This is a genomic window from Stenotrophomonas sp. STEN087, from assembly GCF_056759115.1.
This window is the reverse complement of the sequence record NZ_JBRRCR010000049.1, coordinates 1-19,256: the sequence shown is the minus strand read 5'-3', so window position 1 is coordinate 19,256 and position 19,256 is coordinate 1. Positions and strand designations below refer to the sequence as shown.

Annotated in this window: 13 protein-coding genes; 8 read left to right on the top strand and 5 right to left on the bottom strand. The window is 66.6% G+C overall.

The genetic code is table 11. The features are described from left to right. Positions 1 to 25: 25 nt before the first annotated feature. From prpF to ACVOK1_RS13455, 4 genes are all read left to right on the top strand, one after another. A complete protein-coding gene (prpF, locus tag ACVOK1_RS13470) occupies positions 26 to 1,204 on the top strand; it encodes a 2-methylaconitate cis-trans isomerase PrpF (protein WP_481562361.1) in 1,179 nt (392 codons plus the stop codon). A gap of 122 nt (positions 1,205 to 1,326) precedes the next feature. Continuing rightward, the gene (locus ACVOK1_RS13465; protein WP_481562360.1) at positions 1,327 to 2,787 is read left to right on the top strand and encodes a bifunctional 2-methylcitrate dehydratase/aconitate hydratase; all 1,461 of its coding nucleotides are present in this window, start codon (positions 1,327 to 1,329) and stop codon (positions 2,785 to 2,787) included. Positions 2,788 to 2,909: 122 nt separating this feature from the next. Then, positions 2,910 to 7,817: an alpha-2-macroglobulin family protein gene (locus ACVOK1_RS13460; protein WP_481562359.1), complete on the top strand. Its 4,908-nt coding sequence runs from the start codon at positions 2,910 to 2,912 to the stop codon at positions 7,815 to 7,817. Positions 7,818 to 8,297: 480 nt separating this feature from the next. Continuing rightward, complete coding sequence (locus tag ACVOK1_RS13455) at positions 8,298 to 9,905, top strand: SulP family inorganic anion transporter (protein ID WP_108769757.1); 1,608 nt, start codon at positions 8,298 to 8,300, stop codon at positions 9,903 to 9,905. A gap of 26 nt (positions 9,906 to 9,931) precedes the next feature. On the opposite strand, the gene ACVOK1_RS13450 is transcribed toward ACVOK1_RS13455, so the two are convergent. After that, the gene (locus tag ACVOK1_RS13450) at positions 9,932 to 10,642 is read right to left on the bottom strand and encodes a glutathione S-transferase (RefSeq protein ID WP_481562358.1); all 711 of its coding nucleotides are present in this window, start codon (positions 10,640 to 10,642) and stop codon (positions 9,932 to 9,934) included. 164 nt (positions 10,643 to 10,806) lie between these two features. On the opposite strand from ACVOK1_RS13450, the gene ACVOK1_RS13445 reads away from it, so the two are divergent. Together ACVOK1_RS13445 and clpB are read left to right on the top strand one after the other, a co-directional pair. Further along, positions 10,807 to 11,628 carry a DUF3014 domain-containing protein gene (locus tag ACVOK1_RS13445; RefSeq protein WP_481562357.1) on the top strand — a complete coding sequence of 274 codons (822 nt, stop codon included), beginning with the start codon at positions 10,807 to 10,809 and terminating at the stop codon, positions 11,626 to 11,628. A gap of 184 nt (positions 11,629 to 11,812) precedes the next feature. Then, positions 11,813 to 14,398 (top strand): ATP-dependent chaperone ClpB, encoded by a 2,586-nt coding sequence (gene clpB, locus ACVOK1_RS13440; protein ID WP_481562356.1) that lies wholly within the window; start codon positions 11,813 to 11,815, stop codon positions 14,396 to 14,398. A 21-nt stretch (positions 14,399 to 14,419) separates the two neighbouring features. Here clpB and ACVOK1_RS13435 read toward each other — a convergent pair whose 3' ends face one another. Genes ACVOK1_RS13435 through ACVOK1_RS13420 form a run of 4 tightly spaced genes read right to left on the bottom strand, consistent with a single transcriptional unit; the run spans position 14,420 to position 16,917 of the window. Further along, positions 14,420 to 14,995 carry a relaxation protein gene (locus tag ACVOK1_RS13435; RefSeq protein ID WP_406235012.1) on the bottom strand — a complete coding sequence of 192 codons (576 nt, stop codon included), beginning with the start codon at positions 14,993 to 14,995 and terminating at the stop codon, positions 14,420 to 14,422. Between the two features lie 18 nt (positions 14,996 to 15,013). After that, positions 15,014 to 16,081 carry a Tle-like phospholipase domain-containing protein gene (locus ACVOK1_RS13430; protein ID WP_481562355.1) on the bottom strand — a complete coding sequence of 356 codons (1,068 nt, stop codon included), beginning with the start codon at positions 16,079 to 16,081 and terminating at the stop codon, positions 15,014 to 15,016. Between the two features lie 24 nt (positions 16,082 to 16,105). Next, positions 16,106 to 16,261 carry a hypothetical protein gene (locus ACVOK1_RS13425; RefSeq protein WP_481562354.1) on the bottom strand — a complete coding sequence of 52 codons (156 nt, stop codon included), beginning with the start codon at positions 16,259 to 16,261 and terminating at the stop codon, positions 16,106 to 16,108. A gap of 2 nt (positions 16,262 to 16,263) precedes the next feature. Then, entirely contained in the window at positions 16,264 to 16,917 is a 654-nt protein-coding gene (locus ACVOK1_RS13420) for a hypothetical protein (protein WP_481562353.1), read from the bottom strand. 291 nt (positions 16,918 to 17,208) lie between these two features. Between ACVOK1_RS13420 and ACVOK1_RS13415 the strand changes: the two genes are divergently transcribed. Further along, positions 17,209 to 18,495, top strand: coding sequence for an O-acetylhomoserine aminocarboxypropyltransferase/cysteine synthase family protein (locus ACVOK1_RS13415; RefSeq protein ID WP_481562352.1), 1,287 nt, complete (start codon positions 17,209 to 17,211; stop codon positions 18,493 to 18,495). 291 nt (positions 18,496 to 18,786) lie between these two features. Then, entirely contained in the window at positions 18,787 to 18,933 is a 147-nt protein-coding gene (locus ACVOK1_RS13410) for a hypothetical protein (protein ID WP_164074493.1), read from the top strand. The last annotated feature ends 323 nt before the right edge of the window (positions 18,934 to 19,256 follow it).

The following is a 19,256-nucleotide window of genomic DNA, read 5'->3' as shown; positions in this document are numbered from 1 at the left end:
TGTTCCTCACATTATCGAGAATTTCATGACCTTCCTCCCGCAACTCCGTATTCCCGCCACCTACATGCGCGGTGGCACCAGCAAGGGCGTGTTCTTCCGCCTGCAGGACCTTCCCGAAGCCGCGCAGGTGCCCGGCGCCGCCCGCGATGCGCTGCTGATGCGCGTGATCGGTTCGCCCGATCCGTATGGCAAGCACACCGACGGCATGGGCGGGGCGACGTCCAGCACCAGCAAGTGCGTGATCATTTCCAGCGCCTCGGTGCCCGACCACGACGTGGATTATCTGTACGGCCAGGTGTCGATCGACACCGCCTTCGTCGATTGGAGCGGCAACTGCGGCAACCTCAGCACCGCCGTCGGTCCGTTCGCCATTGCCAACGGCCTGGTCGATCCGGCCCGGGTGCCGCGCGATGGCCTGTGCACCGTGCGCATCTGGCAGGCCAACATCGGCAAGACCATCATCGCCCACGTGCCGATGCGCGATGGCGAAGTGCAGGAGACCGGTGATTTCGAGCTGGACGGCGTGACTTTCCCGGCGGCCGAGATCCAGCTGGAATTCATCGATCCGTCCGACGACGGTGATGCCGGTGCGATGTTCCCCACCGGCAACCTGATCGACACCCTGGATGTGCCGGGCGTGGGCAGCTTCGAGGTGACGATGATCACCGCCGGCATTCCGACCATCTTCCTCAACGCTGCCGACCTGGGCTACGCCGGCACCGAGCTGCAGCCGGCCATCAACGAGGACAAGGCGGCACTGCAGAAGTTCGAGACCATCCGCGCCCACGGCGCGCTGCGCATGGGCCTGATCTCGAAGCTGGAAGATGCCGCCACCCGCCAGCACACGCCGAAGGTGGCGTTCGTTGCGCCGGCGCAGGATTACGTGTCGTCCAGCGGCAAGGCCATTCCGGCCTCGGCCATCGACCTGCACGCGCGCGCGCTGTCGATGGGCAAGCTGCACCACGCGATGATGGGTACCGCAGCCGTCGCCATCGGTACCGCCGCGGCGATTCCGGGCACCCTGGTCAACCGCGCGGCCGGTGGCGGTGAACGCGAGGCGGTGACCTTCGGTCATCCGTCCGGCACGCTGCGCGTGGGTGCGCAGGCCGGGCGCGTTGACGGCCAGTGGACGGTGACCAAGGCCATCATGAGCCGCAGCGCCCGTGTGCTGATGGAAGGCAAGGTGCGCGTACCGGTCGAGTGATGCTCTGGTAAACGCCAACCAAGCTTGGCGGCTACCGGGCTGCTCCTGCTCTGGTAGATGCCAACCTTGGTTGGCGACTACCGGGGCGCGGGCAACCGTGCACCCCAGCGAGGAGACCCACGATGTCCAGCAGCCACACCCCCTCCAACGAGCGTGCAGCGTGGGATGCGCTGCTGGTGGACATCGTCGATTACGTACGCGATGCCCGCATCGATTCGCCCGTCGCGTTCCAGACCGCGCACCACTGCCTGCTCGATACCCTCGGCTGCGGCCTGGAGGCGCTGTCCTTCCCGGCCTGCAGCAAGCTGCTGGGGCCACTGGTGCCGGGCATCCACGTGGTCAATGGCGCACGCGTGCCCGGCACGCATTACGTGCTGGACCCGGTGCAGGCCGCCTTCAACATCGGCGCGATGGTGCGCTGGCTCGATTTCAACGACACCTGGCTGGCGGCCGAGTGGGGCCATCCTTCGGACAATCTCGGTGGCATCCTCGCTGTCTGCGACTGGCTGGGGCGCAATGCGCCTGCCCTGCGCCGGCCGCCGCCGACGCTGCACGATGTGCTGCTGGCGATGATCAAGGCGCACGAGATCCAGGGTGTGCTCGCCCTGCAGAATTCCTTCAACCGGGTCGGGCTGGACCACGTGGTGCTGGTCAAGGTCGCCACCACGGCGGTGGTCGCGCACCTGCTCGGGCTGGACCGCGAGCGCATGCTCAATGCGCTGTCGCTGGCCTGGGTTGATGGCCAGGCCCTGCGCACCTACCGGCATTCGCCCAACACCGGCTCGCGCAAGAGCTGGGCGGCGGGGGATGCCACCAGCCGCGGCGTGCGCCTGGCGCTGATGGCGGCCAGTGGCGAGATGGGCTATCCCAGCGTGCTCAGCGCACCGACCTGGGGATTCGAGGCCGTGTCCATGCATGGACAACCGCTGGTCCTGGGCCGCCCGCTGGGCAGCTATGTGATGGAGAACGTGCTGTTCAAGATCAGCTACCCGGCCGAGTTCCACGGGCAGACCGCCGTGGAAGCGGCGATCACCCTGCACCAGCAGCTGCGGACGCAGGGGCGTACGGTCGAGGACATCGCGCACATCGACATCCGTACCCAGGAAGCCTGCATCCGCATCATCGACAAGCAGGGGCCGCTGCATAACCCGGCCGACCGCGACCACTGCGTGCAGTACATGGTCGCCATCGCCCTGCTGCACGGGCGGCTGACCGCCGAGGATTACGAGGACGACATGGCCGCCGACCCGCGCATCGATGCACTGCGCGCGAAGATGGCCTGCCACGAAGATCCGCAGCTGAGTGCCGACTACCTGGACCCGGACAAGCGCAGCATCGCCAACGGCCTGAGCGTGCGCTTCAGCGATGGCAGCGAATTGCCCGAGGTGCTGGTGGAGTACCCGCTGGGCCATGCGCGGCGCCGGGAGGAGGGCATCCCGCTGCTGATGGACAAGTTCCGCCGGCACCTGGCCCACCGGTTCCCGACCGCCCAGCAGCAGCGCATCCTGGCCGCCTCGCTGGACCCGGTGGCGCTGGCCGCGATGCCGGTGACCGATTACATGGACTTGTACCTGCCGGGGTAGGCGACCGCCGATCCCGCCGGGCATGGCCCGGCGCTACCCTTGGTTCCGCTTTCCGACCGCCGGGGCGTCAACACCTTGACGCGGCGCGCCTATAATGGCCGCCTCGATCAAGGAGTGACGACATGAGCGGTCCGGCACGGCGGAAGCGGTGGGGTTGGGCGGCGGCTGTGCTGGCAGGAGGCCTGTTGCTGGGCCTGGCCGGTTGTCGCAATGACAGCGGGCAGCTGCCCAAGGCCAGCGGCGAAGCCATCGCCACCAAGGCCGAGCAGGTGAAGGACTTCACCCTGCTGCGCGCGTACCCGGACCAGAAGAGTGAGGGCCTGTCGCTGGCGCTGGAGTTCTCGCGCCCGCTGGTCGGCACCCAGGACTTCGACAAGCTGGTGCGCTTTGAACAGAAGGTCGGCACCGACGACAGCAGCTGGACCCTGTCCGACGACGGCCTGACGCTGCGCTATCCCTTCGTCGAAGCCGGCAAGGAATACAGCCTGGTCGTCTCCGAAGACCTGCTGGCCGCCGACGGCAGCCGCCTGGGCAAGGAACTGAAGCAGAAGGTGTTCAGCGGTGAGCTGAAGCCGGTGGCCGGTTTCGCCTCGCAGGGCAGCGTGCTGCCGGCCAAGGACAGCCGTGGCCTGCCGGTGGTGTCGGTGAACGTGCCCGAGGTCGACGTCGAATTCCTGCGCGTGCGCGAGAAGGACCTGCCGACCTTCTTCAGCCAGTACCAGCGCGGCGGCCGCCGTGGCAGCTGGGAACTGAGCAGCGACTACGAGCGCAGCCCGATCAACCAGCTGGCCGAGCCGGTCTACGTCAACCGCTTCATCCTCGGTGGCAAGCAGAACGAGCGGGTGCTGACCTACCTGCCGACCCAGGACATCAAGGAGCTGCAGGAGCCGGGCCTGTACTTCGCCCTGCTCAAGCGCACCGGTGACTACGAAGGCGAGTTCGATACCGCGTTCTTCTCGGTCAGCGACATCGGCCTGCACACCCGTGCCTACAAGGACAAGCTGTTCGTCCACACCGCCGCGCTGAAGGACGGTGCGGCGCTGAAGAACGTCGACCTGCGCGTGCTCGACGCCAAGGGCGAGGTGATGCTCAAGGGCAGCACCGATAGCAACGGCAATGCGCTGCTGAACTACACCCTGGACGCGACCCACGTGCTGGTGGCCAGCAGCGGCAAGGACACCAGCTTCCTGCCGTTCAACCAGCCGGCGCTGGACCTGAGCGAATTCGCCGTGGCCGGTCGTGACAATGCCTGGTTCGACGTCTACGCCTGGTCCGGTCGCGACCTGTACCGTCCCGGCGAAACCGTGCGCCTGTCGGCCCTGCTCCGCGACAACGACGGCAAGCCGGTCAAGGCTCAGCCGGTGTTCCTGCGCCTGAAGCAGCCCGACGGCAAGACCTTCCGCGAGACCCGCCTGCAGCCCGGCGACCAGGGCTACATCAATTTCGAGCAGACCATTCCCGCCGAGGCGCCGACCGGGCGCTGGCAGGTGGAATTCCGTACCGATCCGGCCAGCAAGGAGGCGATCCAGGGCATGACCCTGCGCATCGAGGAATTCCTGCCGGAACGCATGAAGCTGGACCTGGACAGCGCGCAGAAGACGCTGAAGCCGGGCGAGGACCTGCGCCTGCAGGCCAATGGTGCGTACCTGTATGGCGCGCCGGCCGACGGCAACCGCTTCACCGCGCGCCTGGCCGTGGCCGCCGAGCAGCAGCCGGTGGAAGGCCTGCCGGGTTATTTCTTCGGTGACCCGACCCTGCAGCTGCCGCGCGAAGCCAAGGACGTGGTCGACACCACGTTGCCGGCCAATGGCCAGCTGCGCGAAGACGTGGCCCTGCCGGAAGAGGCGGCCAAGGCCAAGGCGCCGATCGCCGTGGTGCTGTCGGGCAGTCTGTATGAAACCGGTGGCCGCACGGTCACCCGCACCCTCAAGCGCGTCATGTGGCCCGCCAATGCGCTGGTCGGCGTGCGCCCGCTGTTCAACCCCGAGGACGGTGCCGATTCCAACGGCAACGCGCGCTTCGAGCTGATGCGCGTCGATGCCGCCGGCAAGCCGCAGCCGGCCAAAGGCCTGAAGGTGACCCTGGTGCGCGAGCTGCGCGACTACCACTGGACCTTCAACGACAACCGCTGGGACTACGATTTCACCCGCCGCTTCGAGAACAAGGAAACCCGCACCGTCGATGCCGGCAGCAGCGCGGTCGCCTTCGATTTCCCGGTGGAGTGGGGCGAGTACCGGGTGGACGTGTTCGATCCGTCCACCGGCCTGACCAGCCGCTATCCGTTCCGCGCCGGCTGGAGCTGGGGCGATGACAACCGCGGCCTGGATGCACGCCCTGACAAGGTCAAGCTGGGCCTGGACAAGACCGGCTACAAGGCCGGTGACACCCTGCAGGTGACGGTGACCCCGCCGCACGCCGGCAAGGGCATCCTGATGGTCGAGAGCGACCGCATGCTTTACGTGCAGGAGATCGACGCCAAGCCGGGTGCCACCTACAAGATCCCGGTCACCGCCGACTGGGAGCGCCACGACGTCTACATCACCGCCCTGGTGTTCCGTGGCGGCAGCGCGCCCAGCAAGATCACCCCGGCCCGCGCCGTGGGCGTGGTGCACGTGCCGATGGACCGCAAGGGCCGCACCGTGGCCGTGGGCCTGGTAGCGCCCAAGCAGATGCGCCCGGAGCAGGACCTGCCGGTGACGATCAGCGCACCGCAGCTGGCCGGCAAGACCGCGCACGTCACCGTCTCGGCGGTGGACGTGGGCATCCTCAACATCACCCGCTTCCCGGTGCCCGATGCCGGCGCGCACTTCTTCGCCCAGCGTCGCCTCGGCATTGATGCCTACGACATCTACAGCCGTGTGATCGAAAGCTTCGACGGCAGCAACGGCAAGCTGAAGTTCGGCGGCGACATGGCCCTGCAGGCACTGCCGCAGGCCAAGCGGCCGACCGCGCGCGTGCAGACCGTGGACCTGTTCTCCGGCCCGGTGCAGCTCGATGCCAAGGGCAATGCGCGCATCCGCCTGAAGGTGCCGGACTTCAACGGCACCCTGCGCGTGTCGGCGCTGGTCTACAGCGATGACCAGTACGGCAAGCGTGATGTGGAAACCATCGTGCGCGCGCCGATCCTGGCCGAGGCCAGCATGCCGCGCGTGCTCGCCCCGGGCGACCGCAGCACCGTCACCCTGGACGTGCAGAACTTCACCGGCAAGCCCGGCCAGTTCAACGTGCAGGTGGACACCGAAGGCCCGCTGGGCCTGGGCGAGGGCAGCCGCAACGTGCAGCTGAACGTCGACGCCAAGACCACGCTGAGCTTCCCGCTGTCGGCGCGCGAGGGCAACAGCGTGGCCAAGGTGCGGGTGCGCGTGGACGGCAACGGCTTCAAGGCCGACCGCCGCTACGACCTGCCGGTGCGTGCGGCGTGGCCGCAGGTGATCCGTTCGCAGGTGCGCACGCTGGATCCGCTGGCCGCGGTCAGCCTGGATGGCGGCCTGGCCGATGGCCTGATGGCCGAGTCGGTCAATGCGCGCCTGCTGGTCAGCCCGCTGCCGCCGATCCCGTTCGCCAGTGCGCTGCAGGGTGCGCTGAACTACCCCTACGGCTGTGCCGAACAGACCACCAGCAAGGGCTATGCCGCGCTGATCCTGGACCAGGCGACGTCTTCGATGCTCGGCACCGACGGCCTGGATGCCAAGACCCGCCGCGAGCGCATGGAAGGCGCGTTCGGTCGTCTGGCGTCGATGCAGGTGGCCAACGGCAACTTCTCGATGTGGGGTGACGATGGCTACGTGAACCCGTGGCTGACCCCGTACATCACCGAGTTCCTGCTCGATGCCAAGGACGGTGGCTTCGCCGTGCCGGACAACGTGCTGCAGAAGGCACTCAACCGCCTCAGCGAGGACCTGCTGTCCGGTGGCAACCAGTTCTACGGCCAGGATGACCGCGAGAAGCTGAAGTTCGCCAACCAGGCGTATTCCGGCTACGTGCTTGCCCGCGTCAACCGCGCGCCGCTGGGCACCCTGCGCACGCTGTACGACAACGAGCGCGGCAAGGCTGTCGGTGGTTTGTCGCTGGTCCACCTGGGCGTGGCGCTGTCGCTGCAGGGTGACGCCAAGCGTGGCCAGGCGGCGATTGCTGCCGGCTTCGCCAAGTCCAGCAGCGAGCGTCCGTCGTACTTCGGCGATTACGGCAGTGCCATCCGCGATGACGCGCTGATGATCGCGCTGACCCACGAGAACAAGCTGGCCAAGCCGGCCTGGGATGCACGCGCGGTCGATCTCGGCCGTGGCCTTGATGCCCGCCGCAATGCCGGCTGGATGTGGCTGAGCACGCAGGAACAGGTGGCCATCGCCCGCCTCGGCAAGGCACTGGCCGCCAACCAGAAGGCACTGGTGGCCGGTGAACTGGTGATTGGTGGCAACAGCGAAGCCATCGGCGAGCGCAAGCTGTTCGGTCGCAACTTCACCGGCAGCGAACTGGCCAGCGGCGTGCGCTTCACCCCGCAGGGCCAGCCGCCGATGTTCGCCAGCATCGACGTGGCCGGCATCCCGCGCAGTGCGCCTGCGCCGGACAACAGCGTGCTGGGCGTCGAGCGGACCTACTTCGGCACCGACGGCAAGCCGTGGACGCCGCGGCCGCTGAAGGAAGGCGAAGCGCTGATCGTGCGCATCACCATCAGTGCCGATACGCAGATGCCCGATGCGTTGCTGACCGACCTGCTGCCGGCCGGCCTGGAGATCGAGAACTTCAACCTGGGCGACGCCAAGCAGTGGGCCGACGTGGTGGTCGATGGCATCACCATCAGCGACCGCAGCTCGGCCGCGGACACCAAGCACGAGGAGTTCCGCGACGACCGCTACGTGGCCGCGCTGAAGCTGTCGCGTGGTGGCAAGGCCAACGTGTTCTACCTGGTGCGTGCGGTGACCCCGGGCACCTACTCGGTGCCGCCGCCGCTGGTGGAAGACATGTACCGCCCGCAGCTGCGTGGCGTGGGCCGCAGCAACCCGACCACGATCACGGTGGTCCAGCCGTGACCGCGGGGGGGCGGGGCCCCCCCCGCCGCCCCCCCCCCCAACCCCCCCCCCACCCCGCCTTCGACAGGTTCCCGCTGCTGCTGTTGGTGGGTGCCGACCGTTGGTCGGCATGGGGGGCGGATCTGGTAGGTGTCGACCTTGGTCGACACTGATGAATCAATTCGATATCTGACAGATGTGTCGACCAAGGTCGACACCTACCAACAGCCTGTCGGATCAGCGTTCTGCTCTGGTAGGTGCCGACCGTTGGTCGGCACAGTAGAGCCACGCCATGCGTGGATGATTCATTCGGTGTCTGACATGCTTCATCCACGCATGGCGTGGATCTACTGGCCCGGCCCAGCCCCGGATCCCGCTCCGGCGACCAACCCAGCCACGAGGGGCCCCGCCGTTGGCTGGAGCCCATCATTCCACGACGGAATTGGCGCCCGGGCCCAGCTGGGCCTACCATCGGCGGTCCCCACCCCCACCGCCCCTTCCATGTCCGCTCCCGCTCCCGCCGCACCACGCCGCTGGTTCGTCGCTGGCGACTTCAATGGCTTCTTCGGCCTGGTCGTCGACAACCTCTCCATCCTTGGCTTCATCGCCATGGCCCTCATCGGCATGTTCCAGTTCCCCGCCGACGTGGTGTTTGGCCGCATGTTCCCCGGCACCGCCTTCGGCGTGCTGGTCGGCAACCTGCTCTACACCCTGATGGCGCGCCGCCTGGCCGCGCGCACCGGCCGCGATGATGTCACCGCCATGCCGCTGGGCCTGGACGCGCCGACCAGCATCGGCATGGCCCTGCTGGTGCTCGGCCCGGCTTTCGCCGCCTTCAAGCAGCAGGGCATGGACCCGCATGCCGCAGCCATCGCCACCTGGCAGCTGGGCATGGCCGCGCTGGTCATCATGGGCGTGCTGAAGCTGATCCTGTCCTTCTTCGGTGAAGCGGTAACCCGCGCGCTGCCGCGTGCGGCGTTGCTGGGCTCCATCGCCGGCATCGCGCTGGTGCTGATGGGCCTGCTGCCGCTGCTGGAAACCCTGCGTTCGCCGCTGGTCGGCTTCACCACGCTGGGCCTGCTGCTGTACGTGCTGATCGCCAAGGGCAAGCTGCCGATTCGTGGCCCGGGCGTGTTGCTGGCCTTCGTGTTCGGCACCGTCCTCTACTACGGCCTCGGCCTGGCCGGGCTCGGCGTGCCGGGCTTCCAGGTGCCGGCCTGGGTGCCGCCGCAGGTGGTGCTGCCGCTGCCCACGCTGGGCTTCATCGACGGCCTGCCGACGGCGATGACCTATCTGCCGCTGCTGCTGCCGTTCGGCCTGCTGATGGTGGTCGGTGGCATCAACGTGTCCGAGAGCGCACGCGCGGCCGGCGATGACTACCGCACCCGCGACATCCTGCTGGTGGAAGCAGTGGCTACGCTGGTGGCCGGTGTCTGCGGCGGCGTCGCCCAGACCACGCCGTACATCGGCCAGCCGGCGTACAAGCACATGGGCGCACGCAGCGGCTACACGCTGCTGACCGGCCTGTTCGTCGGCATCGGCGGCATGCTCGGCATCATCTCCGGGCTGGTGCAGTGGCTGCCGCTGGCGGTGCTGGCGCCGATCATCGTCTACGTGTCCATCGACATCACCACCCAGGCCTTCCAGGCCACCCCGCGCCAGCATGCCGGCGCGATGGTGCTGGGCTTCCTGCCTTCGGCGGCCTACCTGCTGGCCATCAAGGCGCCGGGCTGGATTCCCGCCGATCAGATGGGCGCGCTGCTGACCCACGTCGATGGCCACGGCCTGCCGGAGCTGGCGGTGATCTTCGCGCTGGGCAACGGCTTCATCATCACCTCGATGCTGTGGATCGCCACGGTGTCGGCGATGGTCGACGGCCGCCTGCGCCGCGCCTGCGGTTTCCTGCTGGTGGCGGCGGCGCTGACCCTGTTCGGCCTGATCCACTCGGTCGACCCGCGCGGTGGCATCTACCTGCCGTGGGACCTGCAGGGCCTGGCGCGCATCATCAGCTGGCAGTTTGCGGGTGCCTACGTGGCGCTGGCCGTGCTGCTGGGGCTGCTGTCGCTGCAGAAGCAGCCGGTGAAGCCGTTGGCTGACGCCGGACATTGACGGGGGACGCCGGGCATGGCCCGGCGTCAGGTCTCGCGATCCAGCTCGGGATAATGGCGGAAGATGCCGTTGGTGTTGAACGCCAGCCGCCGCTCCGACGCGAGATACGCGGCGATGTTCGGCCGTTTCGCCACCCGCTCCTGCAGCGCCCGCAGCAGGGGCAGGGTGGGCGACAAGGCCTGCATCCGCTTCGGGAACATGTAGTCCAGCCCGCTCAGCAGCTGGAACAGCGAGAGATCCACATACGAGTGCTCGCGCAGCGGGTGGCGGCCACCATTGGCTTCGATCACCTGTTCGAAGTAACCGAGGAATTTCGGCAGGCGCTCGCCGCGCATCGCCTTCGCGCGCGCCTTGGCCTCTGTCTTCTGGTCTTCGTAGTACTTCGATGCCGCGATGGGATGGTGGGTGTCATGCACCTCGGCCACCAGATCGGCGATGGTCAGCTGCAGCTGCAGGGCCTGCATCCGTCGTGAGGCGGCCTGCGGCACCAGATCCAGCGTCGGGCCGAGGAAATCGAGGATGGCTGCAACCTGTGCGATCACCTGGCGCCCGGCTTTCAGGAACGGTGGTGCGAAGGGTTGGCCGCCTTCGGCCTGGCCGCGCAGGAACGGTTCCATCACCGCATCGCCATGGATGCGTGCCATGTCCTCGTACGCGGCACCGGCATCTTCCAGTGCCAGCCGAACGAACTCGCCACGGCCCTGGATGCCGGTCCAGTAATACAGCGCGTAGTGCATGTCGATCTCCGCGAAGAATTGTCAGCAGCCTCGCGTGTCGCACGCAAAGCAGGCGTGAGCATGGCGTTCATGCCAAGCACAACGCAGGCCAAACAGCGGGGGAACCGCCTCCGGTGAAGCGGGTCATACTCGGGTCGTGCACGTGAAAAACGAGGTACTGCATCATGCAGAAGAGTGGAAAGGCAGTGTGGCCTTGGGTACTGGGCGTGGTGGTGGTAGGCGGTGCGGGCGCGTGGTTGTTCCGCGATCAGTGGCAGGACCTGGCGGATCGCGTGGAGGTGCCCACCCAGGCGGCCGCACCTTCGACGGCGGCGCCACCTGCAGCGTCCACCGCTGTACCCGCGCCGTCGACACCGGCCATCCAGCATCCGCTGGACACCGACGCTGCAGCCGACCCCGCGCTGCCGAAGATGGAAGACAGCGATACCGCAGCATGGACCGCGCTGAGTGGCCTGTTCAATGGCGAAAGTGGACTGGCCCTGCTGCTGCGTGACCACCTGATCCAACGCCTGGTCACCCACGTGGACAACCTGGACAAGACCAGCGTGCCACCCTCGGCCCTGGCAACGCGGCCGCTGCCCGGCAGCCTGCAGGTGGAAGCCGGCGGGAACGGCGAGCAGATCGCCGCAGGCAACGCGGCGCGCTATGCGCCCTATGTGCAGGCGTTCACCGCGCTTGACCCCGCTGCCGCGGGCACGGCGTACAAGCGCTTCTATCCGCTCATCCAGCAGGCCTACGTCGACCTCGGCCGCCCGCAGGGTTACTTCAACGACCGCCTGGTGGCGGTGATCGATCATCTGCTGGAAACCCCGGAACCGGCGCGACCGATCGCGGTGGTACGCGATGAGCGGGGCCGCTATCGCTTCGCCGATCCCGATCTGCAGTCGCGCTCGGTGGGGCAGAAGGCCCTGCTGCGGCTGAGTGCGGACCAGCAAAAGCTGGTCAAGCAGCAGCTGCGCGCTATCCGCAGGGCCATCACCCGGTAGCCGCAGGCGGGTCGCCGGGGCGTCTGATCCAGATCAACGCTCCGCCAACACCCCGTCGGTCATGCTGGATGCCGCTTGAACGGCTCGGATGCCCAGTCGCAGCCACCCTTGAAACCGGGTGGGGCAACCGCATCTTCCCTGCATCGCCGGCGCGGCCGGCACTGATGACCGATGAGGATTCGCAATGCGGATGGACAAGCTCACCTCGCGTTTCCAGCAGGCGCTGGCCGACGCGCAGTCGCTGGCCGTGGGCCGCGACAACAGCATCATCGAACCTGCTCACCTGTTCAGCGCGCTGCTGGACCAGCAGGGCGGCAGCACGCGCCCGTTGCTGGCCCAGGCCGGCGTGAACGTGCCGGTGCTGCGCGAGCGCCTGGCCGAGGCGCTGGATGCGCTGCCGAAGGTGTCCGGCCAGGCCGGTAACGTGTCGATGGGCAATGACCTCGGGCGCCTGCTCAACCACACCGACAAGCTGGCCCAGCAGAATGGCGATGCCTTCATCGCCAGCGAGTGGTTCGTGCTGGCCGCGCTGGAGGACAGCGGCACGCTGGGCATGGCGCTGCGCGCCGCCGGCGCCGACAAGGCGCGCCTGCAGACCGCCATCGACACGCTGCGTGGCGGCGAGAACGTGCAGTCGGAAAACGCCGAAGACCAGCGGCAGGCGCTGGAGAAGTACACCATCGACCTGACCGCGCGCGCCGAGAGCGGCAAGCTCGACCCGGTGATTGGTCGCGATGAAGAAATCCGTCGCACCATCCAGGTCCTGCAGCGCCGCACCAAGAACAACCCGGTACTGATCGGCGAACCCGGCGTCGGCAAGACCGCCATCGTCGAAGGCCTGGCCCAGCGCATCATCAACGACGAAGTGCCCGAGGGCCTGCGTGGCAAGCGCGTGCTGTCGCTGGACATGGGCGCGCTGATCGCCGGCGCCAAGTTCCGCGGTGAGTTCGAGGAACGCCTGAAGGGCGTGCTCAACGACCTGGCCAAGAGCGAAGGGCAGATCATCCTTTTCATCGACGAGCTGCACACCATGGTCGGTGCGGGCAAGGCCGATGGCGCGATGGATGCGGGCAACATGCTCAAGCCGGCGCTGGCCCGTGGCGAGCTGCACTGCGTGGGTGCCACCACGCTGGACGAGTACCGCAAGTACATCGAAAAGGATGCTGCGCTGGAGCGACGCTTCCAGAAGGTGCTCGTGGGTGAGCCGTCGGTGGAGGACACCATCGCGATCCTGCGCGGCCTGAAGGAAAAGTACGCGGTGCACCACGGCGTGGAGATCACCGATCCGGCCATCGTGGCCGCCGCCACGTTGTCCAACCGCTACATCACCGACCGCCAGCTGCCGGACAAGGCCATCGATCTGATGGACGAGGCCGCCTCGCGCCTGCGCATGGAAATCGACTCCAAGCCGGAGGAACTGGACCGCCTGGAACGCCGGGTGATCCAGCTGAAGATCCAGCGCGAGATGCTGAAGAAGGAAAAGGACGATGCCTCGCGGCAGCGCCTGGCTGACCTGGAAAATGACATCGAAGGCCTGGAACGCGAGTTCTCCGACCTCAATGAAATCTGGAAGTCGGAGAAGGCTGCGCTGCAGGGCGCGACCAAGATCAAGGAACAGGTCGAGCAGGCGAAGCTCGATCTGGAAGCCGCGCAGCGCCGCCAGGATTTCGCCCGCATGAGCGAAATCCAGTACGGCCTGCTGCCGCAGCTGGAAAAGCAGCTGGCCGCTGCGCAGGAACTGGATGCCAACGACTTCAAGCTGGTGCAGGACAAGGTCACCGACGAGGAGATCGCCGAGGTCGTCTCGCGCTGGACCGGCATCCCGGTCAACAAGATGCTGGAAGGTGAGCGCGACAAGCTGCTGCGCATGGAAGACGTGCTGCACAACCGCGTGGTCGGCCAGGAAGAGGCGATCAAGGTCGTCTCCGATGCGGTGCGCCGTTCGCGCGCCGGCCTGTCCGATCCGAATCGCCCGGGTGGCTCGTTCCTGTTCCTCGGCCCGACCGGTGTGGGCAAGACCGAGCTGTGCAAGTCGCTGGCCGAATTCCTGTTCGACAGTGCCGACGCGATGATCCGCATCGACATGAGCGAGTTCATGGAGAAGCACAGCGTTGCCCGCCTGATCGGTGCGCCCCCGGGTTACGTGGGCTACGAAGAAGGTGGTTACCTGACCGAGGCCGTGCGCCGTCGCCCGTACTCGCTGATCCTGCTGGACGAGGTGGAGAAGGCCCACCCGGATGTCTTCAACATCCTGTTGCAGGTGCTGGACGATGGCCGTCTGACCGATGGCCAGGGACGCACCGTGGACTTCCGCAACACCGTCATCGTGATGACCTCCAACCTGGGCTCGCACCAGATCCAGGACATGGGCAGCGATGACAGCCCGGAGGCCTACACGCAGATGAAGGCCGCGGTGATGGGGGTGGTGCAGGCGCACTTCCGTCCGGAGTTCATCAACCGCCTGGACGACATCGTGGTGTTCCACCCGCTGGACAAGCAGCAGATCAAGCAGATCGCGCGCATCCAGATGCGTGGCCTGGAGCGGCGCCTGGCCGAGCGTGGCTTGAAGCTGGTGGTGTCCGATGCAGCGTTCGACCTGCTCGGCAACGTCGGTTTCGATCCGGTGTATGGCGCACGTCCGCTGAAGCGCGCGATCCAGGCACAGCTGGAAAACCCGCTGGCGCAGAAGATCCTCTCGGGGGCCTTCGTCAACGGCGATACCATCGAGGTCGGCAACGACGGCGGCCACCTGGTGTTTGCCAAGGCGTGATGCGGTTGCGTTCGTCCCCGTCTACGGGCGGGGACGAATCTGTCGGTAGCGCCCGTCCTCGCCGATCCCTTTGCTGCGGGTGTCGACGTTGGCGCAAAGTTGTTCTTTTCCGCACAGCACCACGTCGGCGCGGTTGTAGGCACGCAGCAGTGCGGCCTCGACCTGGTTGCGCGCGATCTCCGCGCGATATTGACCGCCCAGCCACGCGGCACCCCCGAGCAGGATCGCCACGGCAGTTACGGCCGTGGCCACGCTCTTCCAGACGACGCCGCGCGACGCGAGCTGCAAGCGCTTGATTTCCGCAGCCAGTGCTTCGGTGCTGCGGCCTACACCCTTGGCCGATGCCGCCAGTTGCTGCTCATACGCACCTACCGGCGCAAGCAATGCCTGTTTGACGGCCATTGTGCTGTCCCGGCTCAGCCCCGCCACGGCAGCATCGGCGCTGGCTCTGAACTGCGCGGGCAGTGATTGTGCAAGCCCGTTCAACGCGGCCGACAGCTGCGACTGCTGCTGGCCGAGTTCCGTGCAGATCCTCTGGTAGCGTTCCATCAGCAGGGCGGTCTTGCTGATCAGATCTTCCAGTTCGCGTTCATCCATGAGGGGGTCTCCGGTGGGTCAACGGCGCATGGCCGAGGCTGCCTGTTCCTGTTGTGCGGCCTGCTGGGCGGCCTGTTCCTGGCTGTGCGCGCGCGCCCGGTCCTCGGCATTTACCTGGGACTGCGCCTGCTGGTCCAGCACCCGGCCAGCATTGAGCGTGGACATCTGCTGGTTGAGCACCTTGAAGCGGTCCGGGTCGGCGTTGAGCATTTCGTTCAAGCGATCTTCCAGCGGAGATCTGCTGTGAAAGGCTGGATTATCGCGGCGTGGGCCGCCATCTGAGCCGGGTGCTTCGCGATGCTCGGCGGGATTGAAAGGGTGGGCCGCGAGTTCGGCAGCGCGGGCTTGTCGCTCGCCAAAGGCGCCTGGTTCGTCGTGGCCACGCAGTTTGTCGATGCCCTCCACGGCAAGGCCCGGGATGCCCCGACTCAGCCGGGTAATGGCATCGCGCTGCAGGGCCATGTTCTCGCGGAAAGCATCTACTCGGGCCTGGTCTTCAGGCTGCGTGATCCTTGCCGATTCCTGTCCAAGCACCGACAGTCGCGGTGGCACCGTGGTCGGGTCATCCACGAAGTGCTTCAGCCGCTGTGAATCGGCCATCTGCACCGCGAGCACAGGGGTGAGCCCGAAGAGTGCCGCGGATTTGGCTGGACCACCCAAGGCGGCAATGTTGTCGGCGGATCGCAGCTGGCTCAGTTCACTGGGCAGGGCATAGATCTGCACGTTGCCGTAGTGCTCGCTGGCGGCGCTGACGAAATCGCCGGCCATGACGTGGTTGGTGAATCGTGCGGCGTGCGCCGGCTGGCCCTCTTGGATCCGGTAGCCCAGACCGGCAGCGCCGTAGGGATTGAAGGCCTCGCCGGGCAGGTTGTAGTGGTGGGCGGTGATCTGCGCCAACGCGCCGCCAAGGGAATGGCCGGTGACGCTCAGCGGCTTGTGGTCCCGCTCCGCCATCTCCTTGGCCAGCCGGGTGAGTTCCAGTGCATCGTGCAGCTGGGCGTTGAGTTTGCCGGTCACCATGCCGACGTCAACCACGCCATCCTTGAGCAGCTCCCGGTCAAATTCGGTGCCGCGGTGGGCCACCACCAGGGCTCCAGTGTTGACGCTCCTTTAGATGGTGCCCTGGTAGCCGCTGGGCGTGTCCATGTGCCTCACGGCAACGAACTTTTCTCCTCCCGCCTCGAGTTCCTTGGGAGCGCCGGCCGGAGTGAACTCCGGCGGTGAATAAGCTGCATCTGACAGGTCTGCATGAATTCTCGTGCTCATGTTCATTCCTTCCTTGGAGTCAGAGTGATCTCATACGAGAAGTAATTGCCGCGCTCTGCCATTGGCACGTCCTTGATGAATCTTGATGGAGGCATGCCATCTGCAGGATAGACCTCGCCATCGTCTGGCTGCGGTCGAAGGGTTCTGCTGGAGTATCGGGTTGCGCTGGCCTCTTCTGTTGTCGCGGAAATACTGAAGTACGTGAAGGATCTCGTTGCCTTGGTCTCCAGATTTGCGCCAGCCAACGCTACTGCCCACTTGCACGGCCCTCGCCCAAAATAATCTTTCTCGGCGAGCCCATCCCGGAAGAATGTCCCCTTGAACGTGGTCGCATCGACCCTCTGCAGCGTGATATCGAGCGTATGTTTGTCGATCCCATATCGGACACCCTCGAAGTTGTCGATCGGAGGCAGGCAGTCGTTGGCGATCCTGTAGGTCACCCAAGCACCTGCGGCGTACATATCTTCCGGCGCGTCATGCGTCGTAACGACCACCTCATACGCTTCCTTCGGCGCAGGATTGGCCTCATATGGAGGCGGAGCACGCTCCTTGTCGCCGCAGGCCCCCAGCAGTGGCAGCAGAGCCGCCAGCGCGAGACGTCCCGCCGCGCCACCGACGCCACGCCTGCCGTCCCGGATCCCCTCACGTTCCCTCATTCGCCCGTCCAGATTCCTTGGATGTTTTCACGATACGAGCGTGAGCCCGGAAGTCAAAGATGCGATTGCGACAGCGGGGAAAGCGTGACGCAGATCAGGTTTCCTTGATCAGCGTGCGCCTTCGTCACCCGGCCAGTGGCAAGGAAACCGGCCGCCTGCGGCGGTGATGATGCTGAGGTGCCCGCCGGCAACGCCCTGATAACCGCCGGTACGGACGTCATCGCCAGCGGCTCTCAGCAGGTGCCCGACGGCTGCCCTATGGTGGCCGTTTCCCGGATGGAGTCAGGTGCGATGAGTGACCCGCAGTGGCAACTGGAAACTCTGGCCGTGCATGGCGGCTACCGTCCCGACCCGACCACGCGTGCGGTGGCGGTGCCGATCTACCAGACCGTGGCCTACGCCTTCGATGACACCCAGCACGGCGCGGACCTGTTCGACCTGAAGGTGCCGGGCAACATCTACACCCGCATCATGAACCCCACCACCGACGTGCTGGAACAGCGCGTGGCCGCGCTGGAAGGCGGCATCGGTGCACTGGCGCTGGCCTCGGGGCAGGCGGCCATCACCTATGCCATCCAGACCATCGCCGAGGCCGGCGACAACATCGTGGCGGCCAGCGCCCTGTATGGCGGCAGCCTCAACCTGCTGGCGCACACCCTGCCGCAGTACGGCATCACGGCGCGCTTTGCCGATCCGGCGGACCCCGCTGCGTTCGCCGCGCTCATCGACGAACGCACCAAGGCCGTGTTCGTCGAGTCCATCGGCAACCCGCGCGGGAATGTCACGGACATCGCTGCGATCGCCGAGGTGGCGCATGCCGCCGGTGTGCCGCTGATCGTCGACAACACCGTGGCCACGCCATTCCTGCTGCGCCCGTTCGAGCACGGCGCCGATATCGTGGTGCATTCGCTGACCAAGTACCTCGGCGGCCACGGCACCAGCCTGGGCGGGGCGATCGTCGACTCGGGCCGTTTCGACTGGGCCGCGCAGCGCAAGCGCTTCGCGCGCCTCAATGAGCCCGACCCCAGCTACCACGGCGTGGTCTACACCGAAGCGCTAGGCCCGGCGGCGTACATCGGTCGCGCGCGGGTGGTGCCGCTGCGCAATACCGGTGCAGCGCTATCACCGTTCAATGCGTTCCTGATCCTGCAGGGCATCGAAACCCTGGCCCTGCGCATGGAGCGGATCAATGCCAATGCGCTGGCGGTGGCGCAGTACCTGCAGGCGCACGACAAGGTGGCGTGGGTGCGCTATGCCGGCCTGGCCGACGACCCCGAACATGCCGCCGCGCAGCGCTACCTGGGCGGGCACGGCTCCGGCGTACTGACCTTCGGACTGCCTGGTGGCCGCGACGCAGGCGCACGCTTCCTGGATGCGCTCAAGCTGTTCACCCGGCTGGTGAACCTGGGCGACGCGAAATCGCTGGCCACGCATCCGGCCTCGACCACGCACCGCCAGCTGGATGCCGACGAACTGGCCCGTGCCGGCGTCAGCGAGGACACCGTGCGTCTGTCGATCGGTATCGAACACATCGGCGACCTGCGCGCCGACCTGGAGCAGGCGCTGGCGGCGGCCTGATAGCTGCAGGCTTGGTCGTCATCGCCAGCGGCGATCACCACGCAGGGCAGGATGGGTTACGGTGGAACTGCCTCTCCAAGGCGTGGCAGAACTGGCAATCCCAGCAAGACGAATCCCCGACGGGTGCGGGCCCGCCGGGGATTTTTTTGTGCGGCCGGGTAAGGGGTCGGATCCGTTTTCCAACGGAAAACGGCTCTGACCCCGGTAAGCCAGAAACGCCCGATTGACTCGGAGGCTGCATTCAGTCCAAATGCCGATACGACGGAGTTTCACAATCAGGACGTGACTCGGATGAAGAAATCGACCCTGGCAATCGCAGCTGTCCTCACAGTGCTGTTTGCCTCATGGCACAACCGCACAGCGTTGTTTGAAATCTACGATCAGGCCAATGCGACCTCGCAGCATCTCCAGGCAGAGCACGCCGCGAAGCCTGATTGATCACAAGAGCATCCACGCATGGCGTGGATCTACCGTGTCGACCAAGGTCGACACCTACCAGAGCAGAACAAGGTCAGAGCCCGTTACGCAGCCACGGGATCCGACCCCGTGCCGACCAACGGTCGGCACCCACCAACATCAGCAGTTCCAACATCAGCATTTCCGACAGCCGCAGGAAACTTTCGAAGGCGGGGTGGGTCCGGTGGCAGGGGTGTGAGCGGCATGGATGCCGCGACCAAGCCCCCATGGATGGGTTTACGGCGTCCCCAGCCACCGGCCCCGCCCCGCCAAACCACGGCCAGTCAGCTTTTGGGGGTGAAGTT

What these genes read in the sequence shown, in the direction of transcription:
- ACVOK1_RS13410 (WP_164074493.1), top strand. Translation starts at nt 18,787, where the DNA reads ATGAAGAAATCGACCCTGGCAATCGCAGCTGTCCTCACAGTGCTGTTT.
- prpF (WP_481562361.1), top strand. Translation starts at nt 26, where the DNA reads ATGACCTTCCTCCCGCAACTCCGTATTCCCGCCACCTACATGCGCGGT.
- ACVOK1_RS13455 (WP_108769757.1), top strand. Translation starts at nt 8,298, where the DNA reads ATGTCCGCTCCCGCTCCCGCCGCACCACGCCGCTGGTTCGTCGCTGGC.
- ACVOK1_RS13435 (WP_406235012.1), bottom strand. Translation starts at nt 14,995, where the DNA reads ATGGATGAACGCGAACTGGAAGATCTGATCAGCAAGACCGCCCTGCTG.
- ACVOK1_RS13415 (WP_481562352.1), top strand. Translation starts at nt 17,209, where the DNA reads ATGAGTGACCCGCAGTGGCAACTGGAAACTCTGGCCGTGCATGGCGGC.
- ACVOK1_RS13465 (WP_481562360.1), top strand. Translation starts at nt 1,327, where the DNA reads ATGTCCAGCAGCCACACCCCCTCCAACGAGCGTGCAGCGTGGGATGCG.
- clpB (WP_481562356.1), top strand. Translation starts at nt 11,813, where the DNA reads ATGCGGATGGACAAGCTCACCTCGCGTTTCCAGCAGGCGCTGGCCGAC.
- ACVOK1_RS13450 (WP_481562358.1), bottom strand. Translation starts at nt 10,642, where the DNA reads ATGCACTACGCGCTGTATTACTGGACCGGCATCCAGGGCCGTGGCGAG.
- ACVOK1_RS13420 (WP_481562353.1), bottom strand. Translation starts at nt 16,917, where the DNA reads ATGAGGGAACGTGAGGGGATCCGGGACGGCAGGCGTGGCGTCGGTGGC.
- ACVOK1_RS13425 (WP_481562354.1), bottom strand. Translation starts at nt 16,261, where the DNA reads ATGAGCACGAGAATTCATGCAGACCTGTCAGATGCAGCTTATTCACCG.
- ACVOK1_RS13460 (WP_481562359.1), top strand. Translation starts at nt 2,910, where the DNA reads ATGAGCGGTCCGGCACGGCGGAAGCGGTGGGGTTGGGCGGCGGCTGTG.
- ACVOK1_RS13445 (WP_481562357.1), top strand. Translation starts at nt 10,807, where the DNA reads ATGCAGAAGAGTGGAAAGGCAGTGTGGCCTTGGGTACTGGGCGTGGTG.